Below are 15,794 nucleotides of genomic sequence, written 5' to 3' on the forward strand. Positions count from 1 at the left end.
CTTTTTCGATTTTTCCCCACGGGTATAATCGCCCCCTCATTTTTCCTTTCCAACTCAACGAAGTGAATAGCCATGTCCGAAGCCGCCCGCGAATTGGTCATCGTCGGTGTTGATAACGCCGCCTTTGCCCCTCTGCTTGAAATCCTGGAGGAGCGGGAAATTATTACCGCCGAGCAGCTGTGTTTGCTGGAGAGCGAGGAGCGCGAAGTGGACCCCCAGGTGTTCGCCAATCGCAGTATCTCTGTACAAGCCCTGGAAAAATTCGCTTTTGCTGAGGGGCAGGTGGTGATTTTGCTGGACTCCAGCGATGTCATTAACGCGGCGATGACCAGCGCTGAAAACAGTGGTGCCTGGGTGGTGGATGCGGCCAACAATACCCACGGCGATGAGAGCGTTGCCCTGATCCATCCGGCATTTAATGCGGCGGAACTGGCTAACGCAGAGCGTCGTCTGGTGGCATTGCCCAGCGCCGGTGCGGCCATGGTAGCCGAAGCGCTATTTCCACTGGCAGAACAACTGCAGGGTGTACAGGTGCAACTCAATCAGCCTGTATCCGCACTGGGGAAAGCCGCCATCGATGCTACAGCGTCGCAGACAGCGCGTATGTTCAGCGGTCAGGAAGCGGAAGTCGACCCCGCCATTGGGCACCGCCTCGCGTTTAATCAGCTCAGTGCCAGTGAAGCCCTGCTCGTCAGTGGCCACACGCTCGGCGAATTGACGTTGATACACGATTTGCGCCGTTTGCTCGGCGATAACGTCGCGGTGGATGCCTGCATTAACACCGTTTCTGTGTTTCACGGACAGCTGGCCAATTTGGGTATCGTTTTACGCGAAGACGTGGACCTGGAAAAAATACGCGCATTGTTAGCCAATGGTGTGCGCCTTCAGTTGGCAGAGCAACCCTCGGCGGAAAACGCTGTGGGCAGTGACGTGACAATCATCGGTCGCCTGCGCCAAAGCCTTTTGGGCAAGCGTCAGATAAATCTTTGTGCGGTGTCGGATAATCTGCGCAAAGACGTTGCAATGAACTGTGCACAAATTGCTCACTTGTTGCTAAAAAACTACTGATACTTAATACTTAGCCGCCATAGTGAAGGTGTTATCTTAACTTTGGTCCGGCTGCAAATGGCGAAATAATCGCCAAGGTTGGTGGCCGCCTGCACGGCGGTCAAATAGTCGAACGATTACTGTTCAGTAATGGGGATTTTCTGAAGGCGCGCTTTTCAGATGCCCTGGGAAGATTCTAACAATAAAGGGAATCGGATATGCGTGTGCGTAAGTTGGCACTTGCAGTTGGTCTAGTCGGTGCACTGGGAAGCAATGCGGCTCTGGCGCTCGGACTGGGGGAGATCAAACTCAACTCCACCCTTAATCAGCCACTCGATGCGGAAATTGGCCTGTTGCAAACCCGCGGCCTGGACGATGCTGAGATCAAAGTGCGCCTCGCGGGGCCGGATGAATTTGACCGCGCAGGTGTGGAACGCTCTTACCTACTCACTTCACTGCGTTTTGATGTGGATTACTCTGGTGGCAAGCCGGTGGTCCGTATTACCAGCCGCGAGCCAATCCGCGAGCCTTTCCTGAATTTCCTGGTGGAAACCCGCTGGCCCAGTGGCCGCTTATTGCGTGAATACACCCTTTTAATGGACCTGCCGGCGTTTTCACCAAACAGCGCCCAACAGCCGGTGCGCGCCGCTGAGCGCGAGCGCCAGCAGGTACGCCGCGACACCCAGGTGCAGAGGCCCGCGCCGCGCCCGGTACAGCCTGCCCAGCAACCGGTTGCCCAGCCTGAAGTGGAGCAGCCCGCAGAAACACCGGCGGCGCAACAGCCCGAGCCTGTGCGCCGTCAGCCGCAGCGCGCTGCCACAGATAGCGGCGACAGCAGCCAAGTTTACGGTCCGGTTTCCTCTGCCGATACCCTGTGGGAGATCGCCCTGGAAAATCGTGTGAGTCGTGATTTTTCCGTTCAGCAAACTATGTTGGCGATTCAGCGCCTGAACCCGGAAGCTTTTATCAACGGCAATATTAACCTGTTGAAAAAAGGTGCTGTGCTGCGTCTGCCAAACAGTGAGGATCTGCGCAGCCTGAGCCTCACCGAGGCAATCTCCGAGGTCGCCCAACAGAATGATTCCTGGCGCCAACGCAGCGGTGTTGAGGAAGTCGCCACGGGTGCGCCGCTGGATGCGCGCCCGGTAGAGGAAGAACGCATTGTCAGCAATGAGGTTGAGGGGCGCGTTAGCCTGACTGCGCCCGGCGACAATGAGTCTGTAATTTCGGGTTCCGGAAGCGGTGCAGAAGACAGCGAGGCGCTGGAAGGCGATCTGACGGTGGCCGAGGAAGAGCTGGATAAATCGCAGCTGGAAAATACCGAGCTGCGCGAGCGTATCGCCGAACTCGATGAGCAGATCGATACCATGGAGGCCCTGGTAGAGGTTTCCAATGAGGAGATGCTTGCGGTGCAAGCCGCAGCCGAATTGTCTGATCCGCTTCTTGATACCAGTGATATTGACAGCGCTGAACTGGCAGATAATACGCTGGGGAGTGATGAGACGCAGCTGGACGAGTCCCTCGCCGCTGAGGCTCTGGATGACGCAACAGAACAGAATGATACGCAGGTCGCTGAAACTGAACCGCAGTCGCGCAATCGCGTAGTGTCTGTTCAGACCCAGCCCGAGCCCAGCCTGATGGAGAAGCTTGGCGACAATATGCAACTGGTCGGCATCGGTGCCGCGGGTTTGCTAGTGGGCCTGTTTGGCTTCTTTACTTGGCGTCGTCGCCAGGCTGAGCAGGAAGCAGAGCAGCAACTGGAGCAACAGTTGGCCGCAGAGGAATCTCTGCAGGTGATGCCGGAAGAGACCGCTGAAGCTGATGAGACATTGGCTGCCGTAGAGAGCATGGAAGCCGATAACGCTTTCGACCTCGGCGATCTGGGTGATGTGGGCACCGATGACCCCATCTCCGAGGCCGAGATTCACCTGTCCCTTGGGCAGTACGAAGAGGCAGAAAGTAAATTGCTGCTGGGCCTGGAAAAAGATCCCCAGGTGGTAGATGCACGCCTGATGTTGATGGAAGTTTACGCCCACAATCAGGACGTTGAGAAGTTCGACGATCACTACATCCAATTGCTGGCTATCAGCGATGGCCCTGCGGCCGACCGCGCCGCGCGCCTGCGTGAAACTATTGCTGATGCTCCAGACTTTGAAGCCCCGGCGATGGATTTTTCCAGCGAGTCTCTGGAAGCGGCGCAACTGGATGATATCGGTGCTGCACTGGATCAGGATTTCTCCGCAGCAGAACCGGCCCAGTCCTCTATAGACGATTTTAATGGCGACAATTCACTGCTTGACGACCTCACCATGGACCTCTCCCAGGATGGTGAGAAGCTGGATAGTGAGAAAGCAGATGGCGAATTAGCCTCTGAAGAACTGTCTCTCGATTTGGAGGATAGTTTTACAGAACCTGCGCTGGAGGCGGGCGAATCCCTCGATCTGGACAATGAGTTCAACCTTGATGACCTGGATCTCGATGGTGCTTTTGACAGCGAGCAGGATGGTTCCCAGCTGGCGTCCAACAATAATGAAGAACTAAACCTCGACGACCTCGATCTTGGTGAGCTGGATCTCGGCGATCTGAATACAGGTGAAACTTCGGAATTGGCATTGCAAGACTCGCCAGTAGAGGAAGTTGCCGCCGAGAATGCGTCAGATTTGGCGCCAATTGATTTCGATACCTCAGAATTGGATCTTGATTCCCTGGCGCTGGATAGCGCTGAGAGCCATGAGGTGGGTGCCGACGAGCTGGTAGCGGAGCCCGAAGAGGCTGCAGTGGCGGCTGACAAGGCGAAGTCCGGTGGTTCCATTGGTGGTCTGGACTTCGAATTGGATCTCTCCATGATGGAAGAGGCCGAGCAAGAGCCTCAAGCCGATGAGGCCCTGGCAATTGAGGAGAGCCTTGAGGCCCAGGAACTGGACTCTCTGGAGACTGATCTCGATATTACGTCCAGCGCGGGTAGCGAAGATGAGCTCTCACTGGAGACTTTCTCCGAGAGTGACCTGGATATGATTGGTTCAGAGCTCGATGGGGAACTGGACCTCGATAGTATTAATCTCGATGATATTGCCGGGGACCTTGCCTCTACTGAATCTCTGCAGAGTGAAGATGGCGCCGCTGTAGCGGATACTACTGTGCCCAATAGCCTGCCCCAGGAAGAGGATCTCGATTTTGATATGGCCTCTCTGGAAGCGACTGGAGAGGAGCTGTCTCTCGATGAGGCTTCAGTGGAAGAAGAGTTTTCTCTCGAGGAGGAGCTGGCCCTAATTGACGAGTCCACCGATGGGGATCTGTCTTCCGGTCTGGACCTCGAAAGTGACTTGGGGTTGGAGGCTATGGCAGACCAAGCGCAGGGACTCCCTGAGCAAGAGTCCCAGCAGCAAGCGGATGAGGCTGTTGCCTCTCAGCAGCAGGAAACCGAGTCTGAATTTGCCGGCTTGGATTTCAACTTGGAAAATGATCTCAACTCCGAACTGAGCCTACTCGAAGGCGGCGATGAGATGGGTACCAAGCTGGAGTTGGCCCAGGCCTATATGGATATGGGTGACAAAGAGGGCGCCAAGGATATTCTCAAAGAAGTGGCCCAAGATGGCGGCGGCGAGCATAAGAGTCGCGCTGAGGAGTTGTTGGAGCGCATGGTTTAAGCGCTTCTCAACTCCGCCTGAAAAAACCTCGCACTGGATGCGAGGTTTTTTTATTTTGTCGGAGAATTCCCGGTTTCCCCCGGTTTGTATCCAGATAGTTGGATTTTGCTTTTTTACGCTCTCCTCGACTTTGAGGTGGCATCAATAGAGTAATTTTGCCGTTATGACGCAGGCAATTGAACGCGAATATATTTACAAGGCCAATGGCGAAGTTCCCCCTGGCGAGCAACTGCCCGAGGGGTTGCGTCGTATTGCGCTGGGCATTGAGTACTGCGGTGCGCGGTTACACGGCTTTCAGAAGCAGAAGTCGGCGGCGGAAACTGTGCAGGCCCACCTGGAGCGTGCCCTGTCAAATATAGCGGCAGAGCCGGTCACCCTGGTCTGTGCTGGGCGCACTGATGCCGGCGTGCATGCCACCAATCAGGTGATTCACTTCGATACCCATGCCCAGCGCCCGGAGCGGGCCTGGGTTCAAGGGGTGAATACCAAGTTACCGGATTCTGTGCGTGTACGCTGGGTTCGTGAGATGCCGGCGCAATTTCATGCGCGTTTTTCCGCCCATGCGCGGACTTATCGCTATTTGATTCACAGTGCCCCGACGCGCTCAGCGCACAGTTCGTCAGAGGTGACCTGGACCCAGCATCCACTGGATCTGGATGCCATGCGCGAGGGGGCGAAGCACTTGATTGGCCGCCAGGATTTCACCAGTTTCCGCGCTTCCCAGTGTCAGGCCAAAAGCCCTGTGCGGGAAATTACCCGCTTGGATATTGCCCGTGTTGGCCAGCTGATCGTGCTGGAAGTGAGCGCCAATGCGTTCTTGCATCACATGGTGCGCAATATTACCGGTGTGCTGATGGCGGTGGGCCGGGGGGAGCGCAGCCCGAGTTGGGTGGGAGAAGTGCTGGAGAGGCGCGACCGCTCCGCGGGTGGAGTTACCGCGCCACCATTTGGTTTGTATCTGGTGGATGTGCAATACCCGAAGGAGTTTCAGTTGCCTAACTGTGATCCGGGTCCTCTGCTGGTGCCTCTGGCGCTCGGCTCGCTTGCACAGCCTTAAAAGCTAGCTTTTGCTTCCCTTGCAGCCGTGAGGCTGCTACGCCACTTGAATAGCACGCGTTTCGCCCCCGGTGTCAATCTGCTAGTATCCAGCGTTCCCTCATTTTTGTTGGCCGCTCGGCTGGCTCCAGGTTAAGCGATGCAAGTGAAAATTTGCGGCATCACCCGTGTAGAAGATGCCCTGATGGCGATTGATGCCGGTGCGGATGCACTGGGATTGGTTTTCTACAAGGCGAGTCCCCGCTATATCGATCCGCAGGTTGCGGCAATGATTGCCGAGGCGGTTTCTCCTTTTGTTACCCTGACCGGCCTGTTTGTGGATGCTGCCCAGAGTGAAGTGGACCAGACTTTGGGGTTGGTTCCTCTTAATTTATTGCAATTTCACGGTGAGGAAGCTGCCCGTTACTGCGAACAGTTTCGCCGGCCCTATATCAAGGCCCTGCGTATGAAGGAGGGCTTGGATGTTGTCGCAGCAATGCAGGAGCACCCCAAGGCGCGCGGGTTTTTACTGGATGCCTATCGCCCTGGTGTTCCCGGTGGCACCGGTGAGACTTTTGACTGGGATAGGGTTCCTCAGGAAAGCGGCCGGTCCATAGTGCTTGCCGGTGGACTGACAGCGGATAATGTTGCTGCAGCAATATCGGCAGCGCGGCCTCTGGGCGTGGATGTCAGCGGCGGCGTAGAGCAGGCGCCGGGTATCAAGGATCGGCAAAAAGTGAGTGCTTTTATTCGTGCAGCTAAGAACAACTAGCTGGCGAGACAGAATATTTTAGCGCCACAAGAATGTGTCGCTGCCGGCAATGTCGGCGCGAGCCAGTAAATACCAGCAGATCCACGCATCTGCGCCGGTATTTTCTGGCAATGCTTGAATAGCTCTGGAAGGGCTATCTCTACATAAGATAAAAGCGGCATAGGGAAGTGCCGCCGCCGGCAATGCCGGCGCGAGCCAGTAAATACCAGTAGATCCACGCATCTGCGACAGTATTTCTGGCGGTGTTTGAATAGTTCAGGAGGAACTATCGCTACATAGGATGAAAGCGGCACAGGGAAGTGCCGCCGCCGGCAGTGCCGGCGCGAGCCAGTAAATACCAGCAGATCCACGCATCTGCGCCAGTATTTTCTGGCGATGCTTGAATAGTTCAGGAGGAACTATTCAAGCATTAATAAATAGGCAAATAGTTTAAAACCACGTGACCCACGGAGTATGAGTGTGAGTAAGCCAGGTGCTATCGATTTTTCCACCTTCCCGGATGCGAGCGGACATTTTGGTCCCTACGGCGGTCGCTTTGTATCGGAGACGCTGATCAGCGCACTGGATGAGCTTCAGGCAATGTATAGCCGCCTGAAAGATGATCCGGATTTTGTCGCTGCCTTTGATCACGATCTGGCGCACTACGTAGGCAGGCCATCGCCGCTGTATCTTGCTGAGCGACTGACTGAGCAGGCGGGCGGTGCGCGAATCTGGCTTAAGCGCGAAGATCTCAATCACACCGGTGCACACAAAGTAAATAACACCGTGGGCCAGGCGTTGCTGGCAAAGCACAGTGGTAAGAGTCGTGTTATTGCCGAAACCGGCGCAGGCCAGCACGGTGTGGCCACCGCTACCGTAGCCGCGCGTTTGGGGTTGCAGTGCACCGTTTATATGGGCGCTGAAGACGTCAAACGCCAGTCCCCCAATGTCTACCGCATGAAGTTGTTGGGTGCCGAAGTCGTACCGGTGGAGTCCGGTTCCAAGACCCTCAAAGACGCCATGAATGAGGCCATGCGTGACTGGGTAACGAATGTCGATAATACTTTTTACATTATTGGTACAGTGGCTGGCCCTCATCCCTATCCGCAATTGGTGCGGGATTTCAATTCTATTATCGGTCGCGAAGCGCGCCGTCAGAGTCTGGAGCGCTTTGGTCAGTTGCCCGACGCCCTGGTGGCCTGTGTCGGCGGTGGTTCCAATGCGATTGGTCTGTTCCACCCTTTCCTCAATGATTCAGAGGTGAAGATGTTTGGCGTTGAAGCTGGGGGTGAAGGCCTGGCCTCAGGTAAGCACGCGGCGCCACTCAACGATGGTATTCCCGGTGTTCTGCACGGCAACCGCACTTACCTGATGGAAGATGAGGACGGCCAGATTATCGAAACCCACTCCGTTTCTGCGGGCCTCGATTACCCCGGTGTTGGCCCCGAGCACGCCTGGCTCAAAGATATCGGCCGTGTGGAGTATGTTACCGCCGATGATAAAGAAGCGCTTGATGCCTTCCGCCGCCTAACCCGCACCGAGGGTATTCTGCCGGCGTTGGAGTCCAGCCACGCGGTCGCCTATGCGATGAAGCTCGCAGCTGAAATGGCGCCTGAGCAAAATATCGTGGTGAACCTCTCCGGCCGGGGGGACAAAGATATTTTCACCGTTGCCGCTATCGATGGCATTGAGGTTTAGCGGCGTTCTGCCCACCTGCCCGGGTGGGCGTATCGAAATAATCGTGACCAAGTGAGCTGGCACTAGGCCAGAAGTAGCTCAGGGAATACACAGTGACAGAACAAAATAGAATTGATCGCCGCTTTGCGAGACTGCGCGGTGAGGGCCGCAAGGCCCTGGTAACTTATATCGTCGCCGGCGATGGCGGCCTGGATAATACCGTGCCGTTGATGCACCAGCTGGTGGCCAATGGGGCGGATATTATTGAGTTGGGTGTGCCTTTCTCCGACCCCATGGCTGAGGGGCCGGTAATCCAAAAGGGGCATGAACGCGCCCTGGCCAATGGCGCCTCGCTGCGCAAGTGCCTGGCGTTGGTGAAAGAGTTCCGCCAGGTGGATGCGGAAACCCCGGTTATCCTGATGGGATATGCCAATCCGATCCAGCGTATGGGCGAGCGCGAGTTTGCCGATGCGGCGCTTGAGGCCGGTGTTGATGGTGCCCTTACGGTGGATTTACCTGCGGAAGAGTCGGGTCCGCTCAACAAGCTATTGGCCGATCGCAATTTGCGCAATATCTTCTTGCTGACGCCCACTACCACTGAGGAGCGTATTCGCGAGATTACCGGCCTGGCCAGCGGTTTTGTGTATTACGTCTCCCTGAAAGGGGTCACAGGTGCTGGCCATTTGGACCTGGATTCTGTGCGCGATAACCTCGAACATATTCGCCGTTTCACCGATCTGCCATTGTGTGTGGGTTTCGGTATCAAAGATGGCAGCTCGGCGCGCTCAGTCAGTGCCCATGGCGATGGGGCGGTAGTAGGCAGTGTACTGGTGTCTGCGGTGGATGAAGCTGCGGACCTAGTCGCAGCCAAGGCGAGGCTGGGGGAAATCGTCAGCGAGATGCGCCAGGCGCTGGACCGCTAGGCTTTCACCCAAGTTTAAGCGAAAAACTGGCCAGATCACCAAAAATAGCGGCTGATCTGGCTCAGTTTGATGTTCAGCTTAGTGTTTTAATTCGTAGCCTGAAACTCACCGGTCGGTAAAATGCACCGGCCTACAGAAAGCATCCGGATTTGGAAACGAGATGAGCTGGTTAGAAAAAATTGTTCCCGCGGTAATTCGCACCGAGCGACGTGCCGGCAGCAGCAAGGTCCCAGAGGGGGTATGGAAGAAGTGTGTCAAATGTGACGCCATGCTTTACCGCCCGGAGCTGGAGCGCAACCTGGATGTGTGCCCCAAGTGCGACCACCATTTGCGCATCGGCGCCCGCCGTCGCCTGGATATATTCCTCGATGAAGATGGACGCGAAGAGCTGGCTACCGATGTGTTGCCAGTGGATCGCCTGAAGTTTAAAGACGTCAAAAAGTACAAAGACCGTCTTTTGCAAGCACAAAAATCCACTGGCGAAAAAGATGCACTGATCGCCATGCAAGGCACCCTGAATGGAGAGCCCTTGGTAGCGGTGGCCTTCGAATTTGCTTTCCACGGCGGTTCCATGGGCTATGTGGTGGGTGAACGCTTTACCCGCGCGGCCCAACGCGCTTTGGAACAGCGTATTCCGCTGGTGTGCTTTTCTGCCACCGGTGGGGCGCGTATGCAGGAGGCCCTGATCTCTTTGATGCAGATGGCCAAGACCTCGGCGGTATTGGAAAAAATGAAGATGGCGGGAGTACCCTATATCTCCATTATGACCGATCCAGTGTACGGCGGCGTTTCAGCCTCTTTGGCCCTGCTGGGCGATATCAATGCGGCCGAGCCAGGTGCGCGTGCCGGATTTGCCGGCCCCAATATTATCGAGCAGACCATCCGCCAGAAGTTGCCCAAGGGCTTCCAGCGCAGTGAATTCCTACTGGAGCATGGCGCCATCGATATGATTATTCCACGCAAGGATATGCGTACCACCGTCTCGCGCTTATTGGGTAAACTGAGCGGTAATTAATTATTTCCCAATTCCCCGGAGGTCCTTAAGAGCAGTCGGTAAGAACGTCTGGCTGCTGCCTCCCACCAGCGATCTATCCAATTATGTCCTCACTACAAGATTGGCTCACCCGCCTGGAGCGGCTGCACCCCTCTGAAATCGAACTCGGTCTCGAGCGTGTCTCTTCGGTTGCAGCTGCCCTGGGGGTACAAAAACCCGCCCCTACGGTGATTACCGTGGCTGGAACCAATGGCAAGGGCTCCTGCGTAGCGACAATGGAGGCACTCTTGTGCCGCGCCGGCTACTCCGTCGGCGCTTACAGTTCTCCACACCTATTGCGTTTCAATGAGCGGATACGCATCAATGGCGAGGAGGTATCGGATCAGCAGTTGGTGGAGTCCTTTGTCGCGGTGGAGGCTGCTCGCGGGGCGACCAGCCTTACCTATTTTGAGTTCACTACCCTGGCTGCACTGTGGTTATACCAGCGCGCGGGGGTGCAATATGCTTTGCTAGAAGTCGGTCTCGGTGGTCGGTTGGATGCGGTCAACTTGGTGGATGCCGACTTGGCGGTTATTACCAGCGTGGCAGTAGATCACGAGGATTGGCTTGGTAGCGATCGGGAAGTCATCGGCCGCGAGAAAGCGGGCATCCTGCGTCCCGGGGCTCCTTTTGTCTGTGCAGATAGCTCTCCACCCCAATCTGTGCTGTCTGCGTCAGAAAAGCAGGCCAGTTCCAGTTATTTTATCGGCCAGGACTTTAATATCTCCTCAAGTGGTGAGAGTGAGATTTATCACTTTGGCGATTTGGTTCTGTCATTACCGGATATCACTTTGCCGCGCCCCAGTATTGCTGCTGCGCTTACCGCGCTGACGCTTCTGGATGCGCTACCCCAGGAGGGAATAGAGGTAGCCTTGGCCCAAATAGCCCTGCCTGGGCGCTGCCAGCAAGTCTACTGGCGTGAGCGAAATCTGCTGTTGGATGTGGGGCATAATCCGGCGGCGGCTGAACACTTGGCTACTTGGTTGAAGGCCAATCCGGTGGAGGGGAAGACCCACGCCTTGGTTGCGGCGATGGAAGATAAAGATCTCGTCGGTCTATTCGCTCCTCTGCGCAAGTTGGTAGATCGCTGGCACCCGGCCTTGCTGCCGGAAAATGGTCGTGCCACAGAGGGTGAGGCACTCTGCACCGGCCTGCTAGAAGCTGGGGTAGATGAGACGAATGTGGATCGTCGCTGTCCAACAGTGGCTGAAGGGTTGCGGCAACTGCTGCCAACCCTCAATCCACAGGATAGGTTGCTTGTATATGGATCCTTCTTTACTGTGGCGGAAGTTCTGCAGCAGATGCGAGACGAGGGTAATGGAGAATTGCGAGGATAAGGCCTCCCGCAGAGGGCGGCTGAACGACGGCTTTAAACAGCGTATTGTCGGTGCGCTGGTGCTGATTGCGCTCGCCGTGATTTTCCTGCCAAGTCTACTGGACCGGGAGTCAAAGGGGCATATCAGCGAGGTAAGCCAGATCCCGGCAGAGCCGGATATCAGCCCTATTGAGATTGCTCAGCCGGAGCCTGTTGCCGGTGTGGCGCCAGCACCGGCGGCTGGGGGAATTTTTCAGCCGGAAGTACCCGAGAAGTTCTCTAACCCCGCAGAGGGTGCGGCAAAATTTGCTGCCGCCGATACACAGCCGGGGAAGGGAAAAGATACAAATGATTCGACTTCATCAGTGGAGGTTGATACTGCCAAACAGGCGGCATCGCCATTGGTTGATGATCAGGGGCAACCGATGGCCTGGGTGGTTCAGGTGGCCTCCTACAAAGATGATTCCCGTGCACAGCAGCTGCGCATGCGCTTGATGGATGAGGGGTATCGCGCGTACACCCGTGCTGTGGAAACGGATAAGGGGCGCTTTGTGCGGGTCTTTGTAGGGCCGAAAGTGAATAAAGCCGACGCACAGACTATTAAGCGGGAGCTGGACGCACTACTGCAGGCGCAAACCCTGGTGCTTCGCTTCAAAGCTTGAGGTTTCTGTGGCTTGCGGCGGGCTGGCACTTTGCTAAAAAGGCTGGGCCGGTCTGGTCACCAAAGTAGCGGCAACCTATCCAGCTTGTGCCAGTATTTCGCGGATGGCTAGGATATTGGCTGGGCTTCTTTCACTTCTTGGTCTGGTATATCGCCTGTTTGCCCCGTGGCTATCCTCACGCAGAGGTACGCCTAAAGGGCAATTCATCTGCGCTTTTTTTGGCATAAATCCACTGCCGTAAGGTGATTAATCTACGGAGTTTTGCAGTTTGGAAAGGAAATTCCAATCGATTCGTCTACGGCTTCACGCGCTTAGTCCCTTAAGTTAGAATGCGCGCTCTTCGCGGCAGCAGCCGCCACGCAGGTAGGGTTGAATGAATTGGGCTGACTGGACCATTCTGGCTATTGTGGGTATCTCCACACTTATCGGCCTTAGTCGAGGTTTCGTGCGCGAAACCCTGTCACTGCTCACCTGGATTGCCGCTTTTGTGGTCGCGATGATGTTTCGCGAACAGCTGGCGCCACTGCTTTCAAACCTTGTCGACACCCCATCCCTCCAGGCGATTGCCGCCTTCGCCATTCTGTTCTTCGGAACGCTCCTGGCTGGGGCGCTTTTGAATATGATGCTCTCCGCTTTTGTTGAGGCCACTGGCTTATCGGGTACCGACAGGGTACTGGGCATGGTGTTTGGTCTGGCGCGTGGGGCCATTGTGGTGATGGCACTGCTGATTCTGGCTCCGGCACTGGTGCCGGTGGAGCAGGATAGTTGGTGGAGTGAGTCGGTGTTAATTCCCCATTTCCTCGAATTTGAGGGCAGTGCGCGGGAGCTGGCCAAGTCTGTGAAGGACTATTTCGTAGAGTTATTTTAATCGGGCGCTAGCGCCGCTTTTTCGATCAATAGGGTCAAATATATGTGTGGTATCGTCGGTATCGTCGGTAAGAGTGATGTCAATCTGCAGCTCTATGATGGGCTCACTCTGTTGCAGCACAGGGGGCAGGATGCTGCGGGCATCGTGACCTGTGACGATGATCGCCTGAACCAGCAAAAAGCCAACGGTCTGGTGCGCGATGTGTTCCGCGCGCGGCATATGGAGCGCCTGAAAGGTAACTTTGGTATCGGCCATGTGCGCTACCCCACTGCGGGCAGTTCCGGTCCCGCCCTGGCGCAGCCTTTCTATGTGAACTCTCCCTATGGCATTGCCATGGCACACAATGGCAATCTCACCAATGTGCGGGATGTGGTTGAAGAGATCTTCCAGCAGGATCTGCGCCACATTAATACGGATTCCGATTCCGAAGTGCTGCTCAATGTATTCGCCCATGAGCTGCATAAGTTACATAAGCTGCAGCCTAAGGCTGAAGATATCTTTACCGCCATGCGTGGTGTGCACAAGCGTGTGCGCGGCGCCTATGCCTGTGTGGCCCTGATTGTGGGTTACGGTATCGTCGCCTTCCGCGATCCCAACGGTATTCGCCCACTGGTTTACGGCAAGCGTGAGACCGAGAAAGGCACCGAGTATATGGTGGCCTCTGAGTCTGTTGCCCTGGATGTACTGGGTTACACCCTGGTGCGTGATGTGGCCCCTGGTGAAGCGCTGTATATCGAGCTGGACGGTACTGTGCACTCTGAGCAGTGCGCGGAAAACCCGACCCTGACCCCCTGCATTTTTGAACATGTGTACTTCGCCCGCCCGGATTCCATTATGGATGGCGTTTCCGTACACAAGGCGCGTTTGCGTCAGGGTGAGCACCTGGCAGATAAGATTCTGCGCCTGCGCCCCGACCACGATATCGACGTAGTGATCCCCATTCCCGATTCCGCCCGCACCGCCGGCCAGACTGTGGCACACCGGCTGGGGGTGAAATTCCGTGAAGGGATGGTGAAGAACCGCTATATTGGCCGTACCTTTATCATGCCTGGGCAGAAACAGCGTAAGAAATCGGTGCGCCAAAAGCTGAATGCCATCGAGCTGGAATTCCGCGGTAAGAATGTGCTGTTAGTGGATGACTCTATTGTGCGCGGTACCACTTGTAAGCAGATCATTCAGATGGCTCGCGATGCGGGTGCCGCGAAAGTCTATTTCGCCAGTGCGGCGCCAGCTGTGAAGTACCCCAACGTGTATGGTATTGATATGCCGTCTGCCAGTGAGCTGGTTGCGCACGACCGCACGACTGAAGAGATCTGTGAAGAGATTGGTGCAGACTGGTTGATTTACCAAGACTTGGAAGACCTGGTCGTAAGTTCCAGCGGAGGTAAGCAGAAAATCGATCAGTTCGACTGCTCCGTTTTCGACGGTAACTATATTACCGGCGATGTGGACGAAGATTACCTCGATAGCCTTCACGCGGCGCGCAACGACGAGGCCAAGCACAAGAAGGCCGACACCAGCACTCTGTAAGTTATCTCCGGCGGCGCTCTGTTCACGGCAGAAGAGGGCGCCATGCACGACTGTTTCGGTTAATATGACCGCTTCCAAAAAATACTGACTAGGAAGCGGTATATGTTTGAAGACGACGGTTACGCTCTGGAAACTCTGGCCGTTCGCGCCGGGCAGGTCCGCTCGGAAGAGGGCGAGCACTCCGAAGCCCTCTATCTCACCTCCAGTTACGTATTCCCCTCTGCTGCAGAAGCCGCTGCGCGCTTTACCGGCGAGAGTGTCGGCAACGTTTACTCTCGCTACACCAACCCCACTGTTCGTATGTTCGAGCAGCGCATTGCCGCGCTTGAAGGTGGCGAGGCTGCGGTAGCCACGGCCAGTGGTATGGCCGCGATCCTCAGTATTTGTATGGCACTGCTGAAAAGTGGCGACCGGGTGATTTGCTCCCGCAGTGTGTTTGGTACCACCACCGCGCTGTTTGGCCGCTATATGGAAAAATTCGGCGTGCGTGTGAGCTATGTGGATCTCACCGATATGGATGCCTGGAAGCAGGCGGTGGATGGCTCCACCAAGCTGCTGTTTATGGAAACCCCGTCCAACCCCCTGTGTGAAGTGGCGGATATCCGCGCGCTGGCGGAGGTGGCCCACAGCGCCGGCGCTCTATTGGTGGTGGATAACTGTTTCTGTACTCCGGCCCTGCAGCGCCCACTGGCGCTTGGCGCCGATATCGTGGTGCACTCCGCAACCAAATTCCTCGATGGCCAGGGGCGCGCCCTGGGCGGTGTCGCCGTGGGACGCAAAGAGGTTATGGATGAGCTGGTGGTATTCCTGCGCACTGCCGGCCCCAGTATGAGCCCGTTTAACGCCTGGGTTTTCCTCAAGGGCTTGGAAACGCTCAAGCTGCGTATGCAGGCCCACTGCACCAACGCCCTGGACTTGGCCTGGTGGCTTGATGAACAGGAGATGGTGGAAAAGGTCAACTACACCGGCCTGCCCAAACACCCCCAGCACCGCTTGGCCCGCGAACAACAGGATGCCTTTGGTGCGGTGTTGAGCTTTTCCGTGCGCGGTGGTCGCGAGGAAGCCTGGAAGGTGATCGACAACTGTAAAATCCTGTCTTGCACCGCTAACCTCGGCGATGCCAAGAGCACTATCGTACACCCGGCCACTACCACCCACGGGCGTCTCAGTGATGAGGACAAGGCTCGCGCGGGCATCACCGAAAACCTGATTCGTATTTCCGTCGGATTGGAGAATGCAGAAGACCTGAAGCGCGATCTGATGCGGGGGCTGTCTTTGTTGTAGGCGCTTTGCAGGGCCTTTGCTT

Annotated in this window: 13 protein-coding genes; 12 read left to right on the plus strand and 1 reads right to left on the minus strand. The window is 56.1% G+C overall.

The annotated features are described in order from the left end of the window. Nucleotides 1–72: 72 nt before the first annotated feature. The 4 genes from ACJJJA_RS08110 to ACJJJA_RS08125 all read left to right on the plus strand — a co-directional run bounded on the left by ACJJJA_RS08110 (nucleotide 73) and on the right by ACJJJA_RS08125 (nucleotide 6,501). Nucleotides 73–1,068: an Asd/ArgC dimerization domain-containing protein gene (locus ACJJJA_RS08110; RefSeq protein WP_444904277.1), complete on the plus strand. Its 996-nt coding sequence runs from the start codon at nucleotides 73–75 to the stop codon at nucleotides 1,066–1,068. A 197-nt stretch (nucleotides 1,069–1,265) separates the two neighbouring features. Continuing rightward, a complete protein-coding gene (locus tag ACJJJA_RS08115; RefSeq protein WP_444904278.1) occupies nucleotides 1,266–4,694 on the plus strand; it encodes a motility hub landmark protein FimV in 3,429 nt (1,142 codons plus the stop codon). A gap of 163 nt (nucleotides 4,695–4,857) precedes the next feature. Further along, the gene (gene truA, locus ACJJJA_RS08120; protein ID WP_444904279.1) at nucleotides 4,858–5,751 is read left to right on the plus strand and encodes a tRNA pseudouridine(38-40) synthase TruA; all 894 of its coding nucleotides are present in this window, start codon (nucleotides 4,858–4,860) and stop codon (nucleotides 5,749–5,751) included. 138 nt (nucleotides 5,752–5,889) lie between these two features. Next, nucleotides 5,890–6,501 carry a phosphoribosylanthranilate isomerase gene (locus tag ACJJJA_RS08125; RefSeq protein WP_444904280.1) on the plus strand — a complete coding sequence of 204 codons (612 nt, stop codon included), beginning with the start codon at nucleotides 5,890–5,892 and terminating at the stop codon, nucleotides 6,499–6,501. Between the two features lie 18 nt (nucleotides 6,502–6,519). On the opposite strand, the gene ACJJJA_RS08130 is transcribed toward ACJJJA_RS08125, so the two are convergent. Continuing rightward, nucleotides 6,520–6,723, minus strand: coding sequence for a hypothetical protein (locus ACJJJA_RS08130; RefSeq protein WP_444904281.1), 204 nt, complete (start codon nucleotides 6,721–6,723; stop codon nucleotides 6,520–6,522). Nucleotides 6,724–6,954: 231 nt separating this feature from the next. Between ACJJJA_RS08130 and trpB the strand changes: the two genes are divergently transcribed. The 8 genes from trpB to ACJJJA_RS08170 all read left to right on the plus strand — a co-directional run bounded on the left by trpB (nucleotide 6,955) and on the right by ACJJJA_RS08170 (nucleotide 15,772). Beyond that, entirely contained in the window at nucleotides 6,955–8,178 is a 1,224-nt protein-coding gene (gene trpB, locus ACJJJA_RS08135) for a tryptophan synthase subunit beta (protein WP_252085165.1), read from the plus strand. 92 nt (nucleotides 8,179–8,270) lie between these two features. Continuing rightward, nucleotides 8,271–9,080, plus strand: a complete 810-nt coding sequence (trpA, locus tag ACJJJA_RS08140) for a tryptophan synthase subunit alpha (protein WP_252085166.1) — start codon at nucleotides 8,271–8,273, stop codon at nucleotides 9,078–9,080. Nucleotides 9,081–9,240: 160 nt separating this feature from the next. Continuing rightward, nucleotides 9,241–10,095, plus strand: a complete 855-nt coding sequence (accD, locus tag ACJJJA_RS08145; RefSeq protein WP_252085167.1) for an acetyl-CoA carboxylase, carboxyltransferase subunit beta — start codon at nucleotides 9,241–9,243, stop codon at nucleotides 10,093–10,095. Nucleotides 10,096–10,178: 83 nt separating this feature from the next. After that, on the plus strand, nucleotides 10,179–11,450 hold the full coding sequence (gene folC, locus ACJJJA_RS08150) for a bifunctional tetrahydrofolate synthase/dihydrofolate synthase (RefSeq protein WP_444904282.1): 1,272 nt from the start codon (nucleotides 10,179–10,181) through the stop codon (nucleotides 11,448–11,450). Next, entirely contained in the window at nucleotides 11,431–12,090 is a 660-nt protein-coding gene (locus tag ACJJJA_RS08155; RefSeq protein WP_444904283.1) for an SPOR domain-containing protein, read from the plus strand. Before folC ends, ACJJJA_RS08155 begins: the two co-directional genes overlap by 20 nt. A gap of 373 nt (nucleotides 12,091–12,463) precedes the next feature. Then, nucleotides 12,464–12,958: a CvpA family protein gene (locus ACJJJA_RS08160; protein ID WP_252085170.1), complete on the plus strand. Its 495-nt coding sequence runs from the start codon at nucleotides 12,464–12,466 to the stop codon at nucleotides 12,956–12,958. Nucleotides 12,959–13,000: 42 nt separating this feature from the next. Further along, nucleotides 13,001–14,488: an amidophosphoribosyltransferase gene (gene purF / locus ACJJJA_RS08165; protein WP_444885603.1), complete on the plus strand. Its 1,488-nt coding sequence runs from the start codon at nucleotides 13,001–13,003 to the stop codon at nucleotides 14,486–14,488. 102 nt (nucleotides 14,489–14,590) lie between these two features. Next, a complete protein-coding gene (locus tag ACJJJA_RS08170) occupies nucleotides 14,591–15,772 on the plus strand; it encodes an O-succinylhomoserine sulfhydrylase (RefSeq protein ID WP_444885602.1) in 1,182 nt (393 codons plus the stop codon). Nucleotides 15,773–15,794 lie beyond the last annotated feature (22 nt).

The organism is Microbulbifer mixtoriginis (SeqCode), from assembly GCF_052466865.1.

What these genes read in the sequence shown, in the direction of transcription:
- ACJJJA_RS08110 (WP_444904277.1), top strand. Translation starts at nt 73, where the DNA reads ATGTCCGAAGCCGCCCGCGAATTGGTCATCGTCGGTGTTGATAACGCC.
- ACJJJA_RS08115 (WP_444904278.1), top strand. Translation starts at nt 1,266, where the DNA reads ATGCGTGTGCGTAAGTTGGCACTTGCAGTTGGTCTAGTCGGTGCACTG.
- truA (WP_444904279.1), top strand. Translation starts at nt 4,858, where the DNA reads ATGACGCAGGCAATTGAACGCGAATATATTTACAAGGCCAATGGCGAA.
- ACJJJA_RS08125 (WP_444904280.1), top strand. Translation starts at nt 5,890, where the DNA reads ATGCAAGTGAAAATTTGCGGCATCACCCGTGTAGAAGATGCCCTGATG.
- ACJJJA_RS08130 (WP_444904281.1), bottom strand. Translation starts at nt 6,723, where the DNA reads ATGCGTGGATCTACTGGTATTTACTGGCTCGCGCCGGCATTGCCGGCG.
- trpB (WP_252085165.1), top strand. Translation starts at nt 6,955, where the DNA reads ATGAGTGTGAGTAAGCCAGGTGCTATCGATTTTTCCACCTTCCCGGAT.
- accD (WP_252085167.1), top strand. Translation starts at nt 9,241, where the DNA reads ATGAGCTGGTTAGAAAAAATTGTTCCCGCGGTAATTCGCACCGAGCGA.
- folC (WP_444904282.1), top strand. Translation starts at nt 10,179, where the DNA reads ATGTCCTCACTACAAGATTGGCTCACCCGCCTGGAGCGGCTGCACCCC.
- ACJJJA_RS08155 (WP_444904283.1), top strand. Translation starts at nt 11,431, where the DNA reads ATGGAGAATTGCGAGGATAAGGCCTCCCGCAGAGGGCGGCTGAACGAC.
- ACJJJA_RS08160 (WP_252085170.1), top strand. Translation starts at nt 12,464, where the DNA reads ATGAATTGGGCTGACTGGACCATTCTGGCTATTGTGGGTATCTCCACA.
- purF (WP_444885603.1), top strand. Translation starts at nt 13,001, where the DNA reads ATGTGTGGTATCGTCGGTATCGTCGGTAAGAGTGATGTCAATCTGCAG.
- ACJJJA_RS08170 (WP_444885602.1), top strand. Translation starts at nt 14,591, where the DNA reads ATGTTTGAAGACGACGGTTACGCTCTGGAAACTCTGGCCGTTCGCGCC.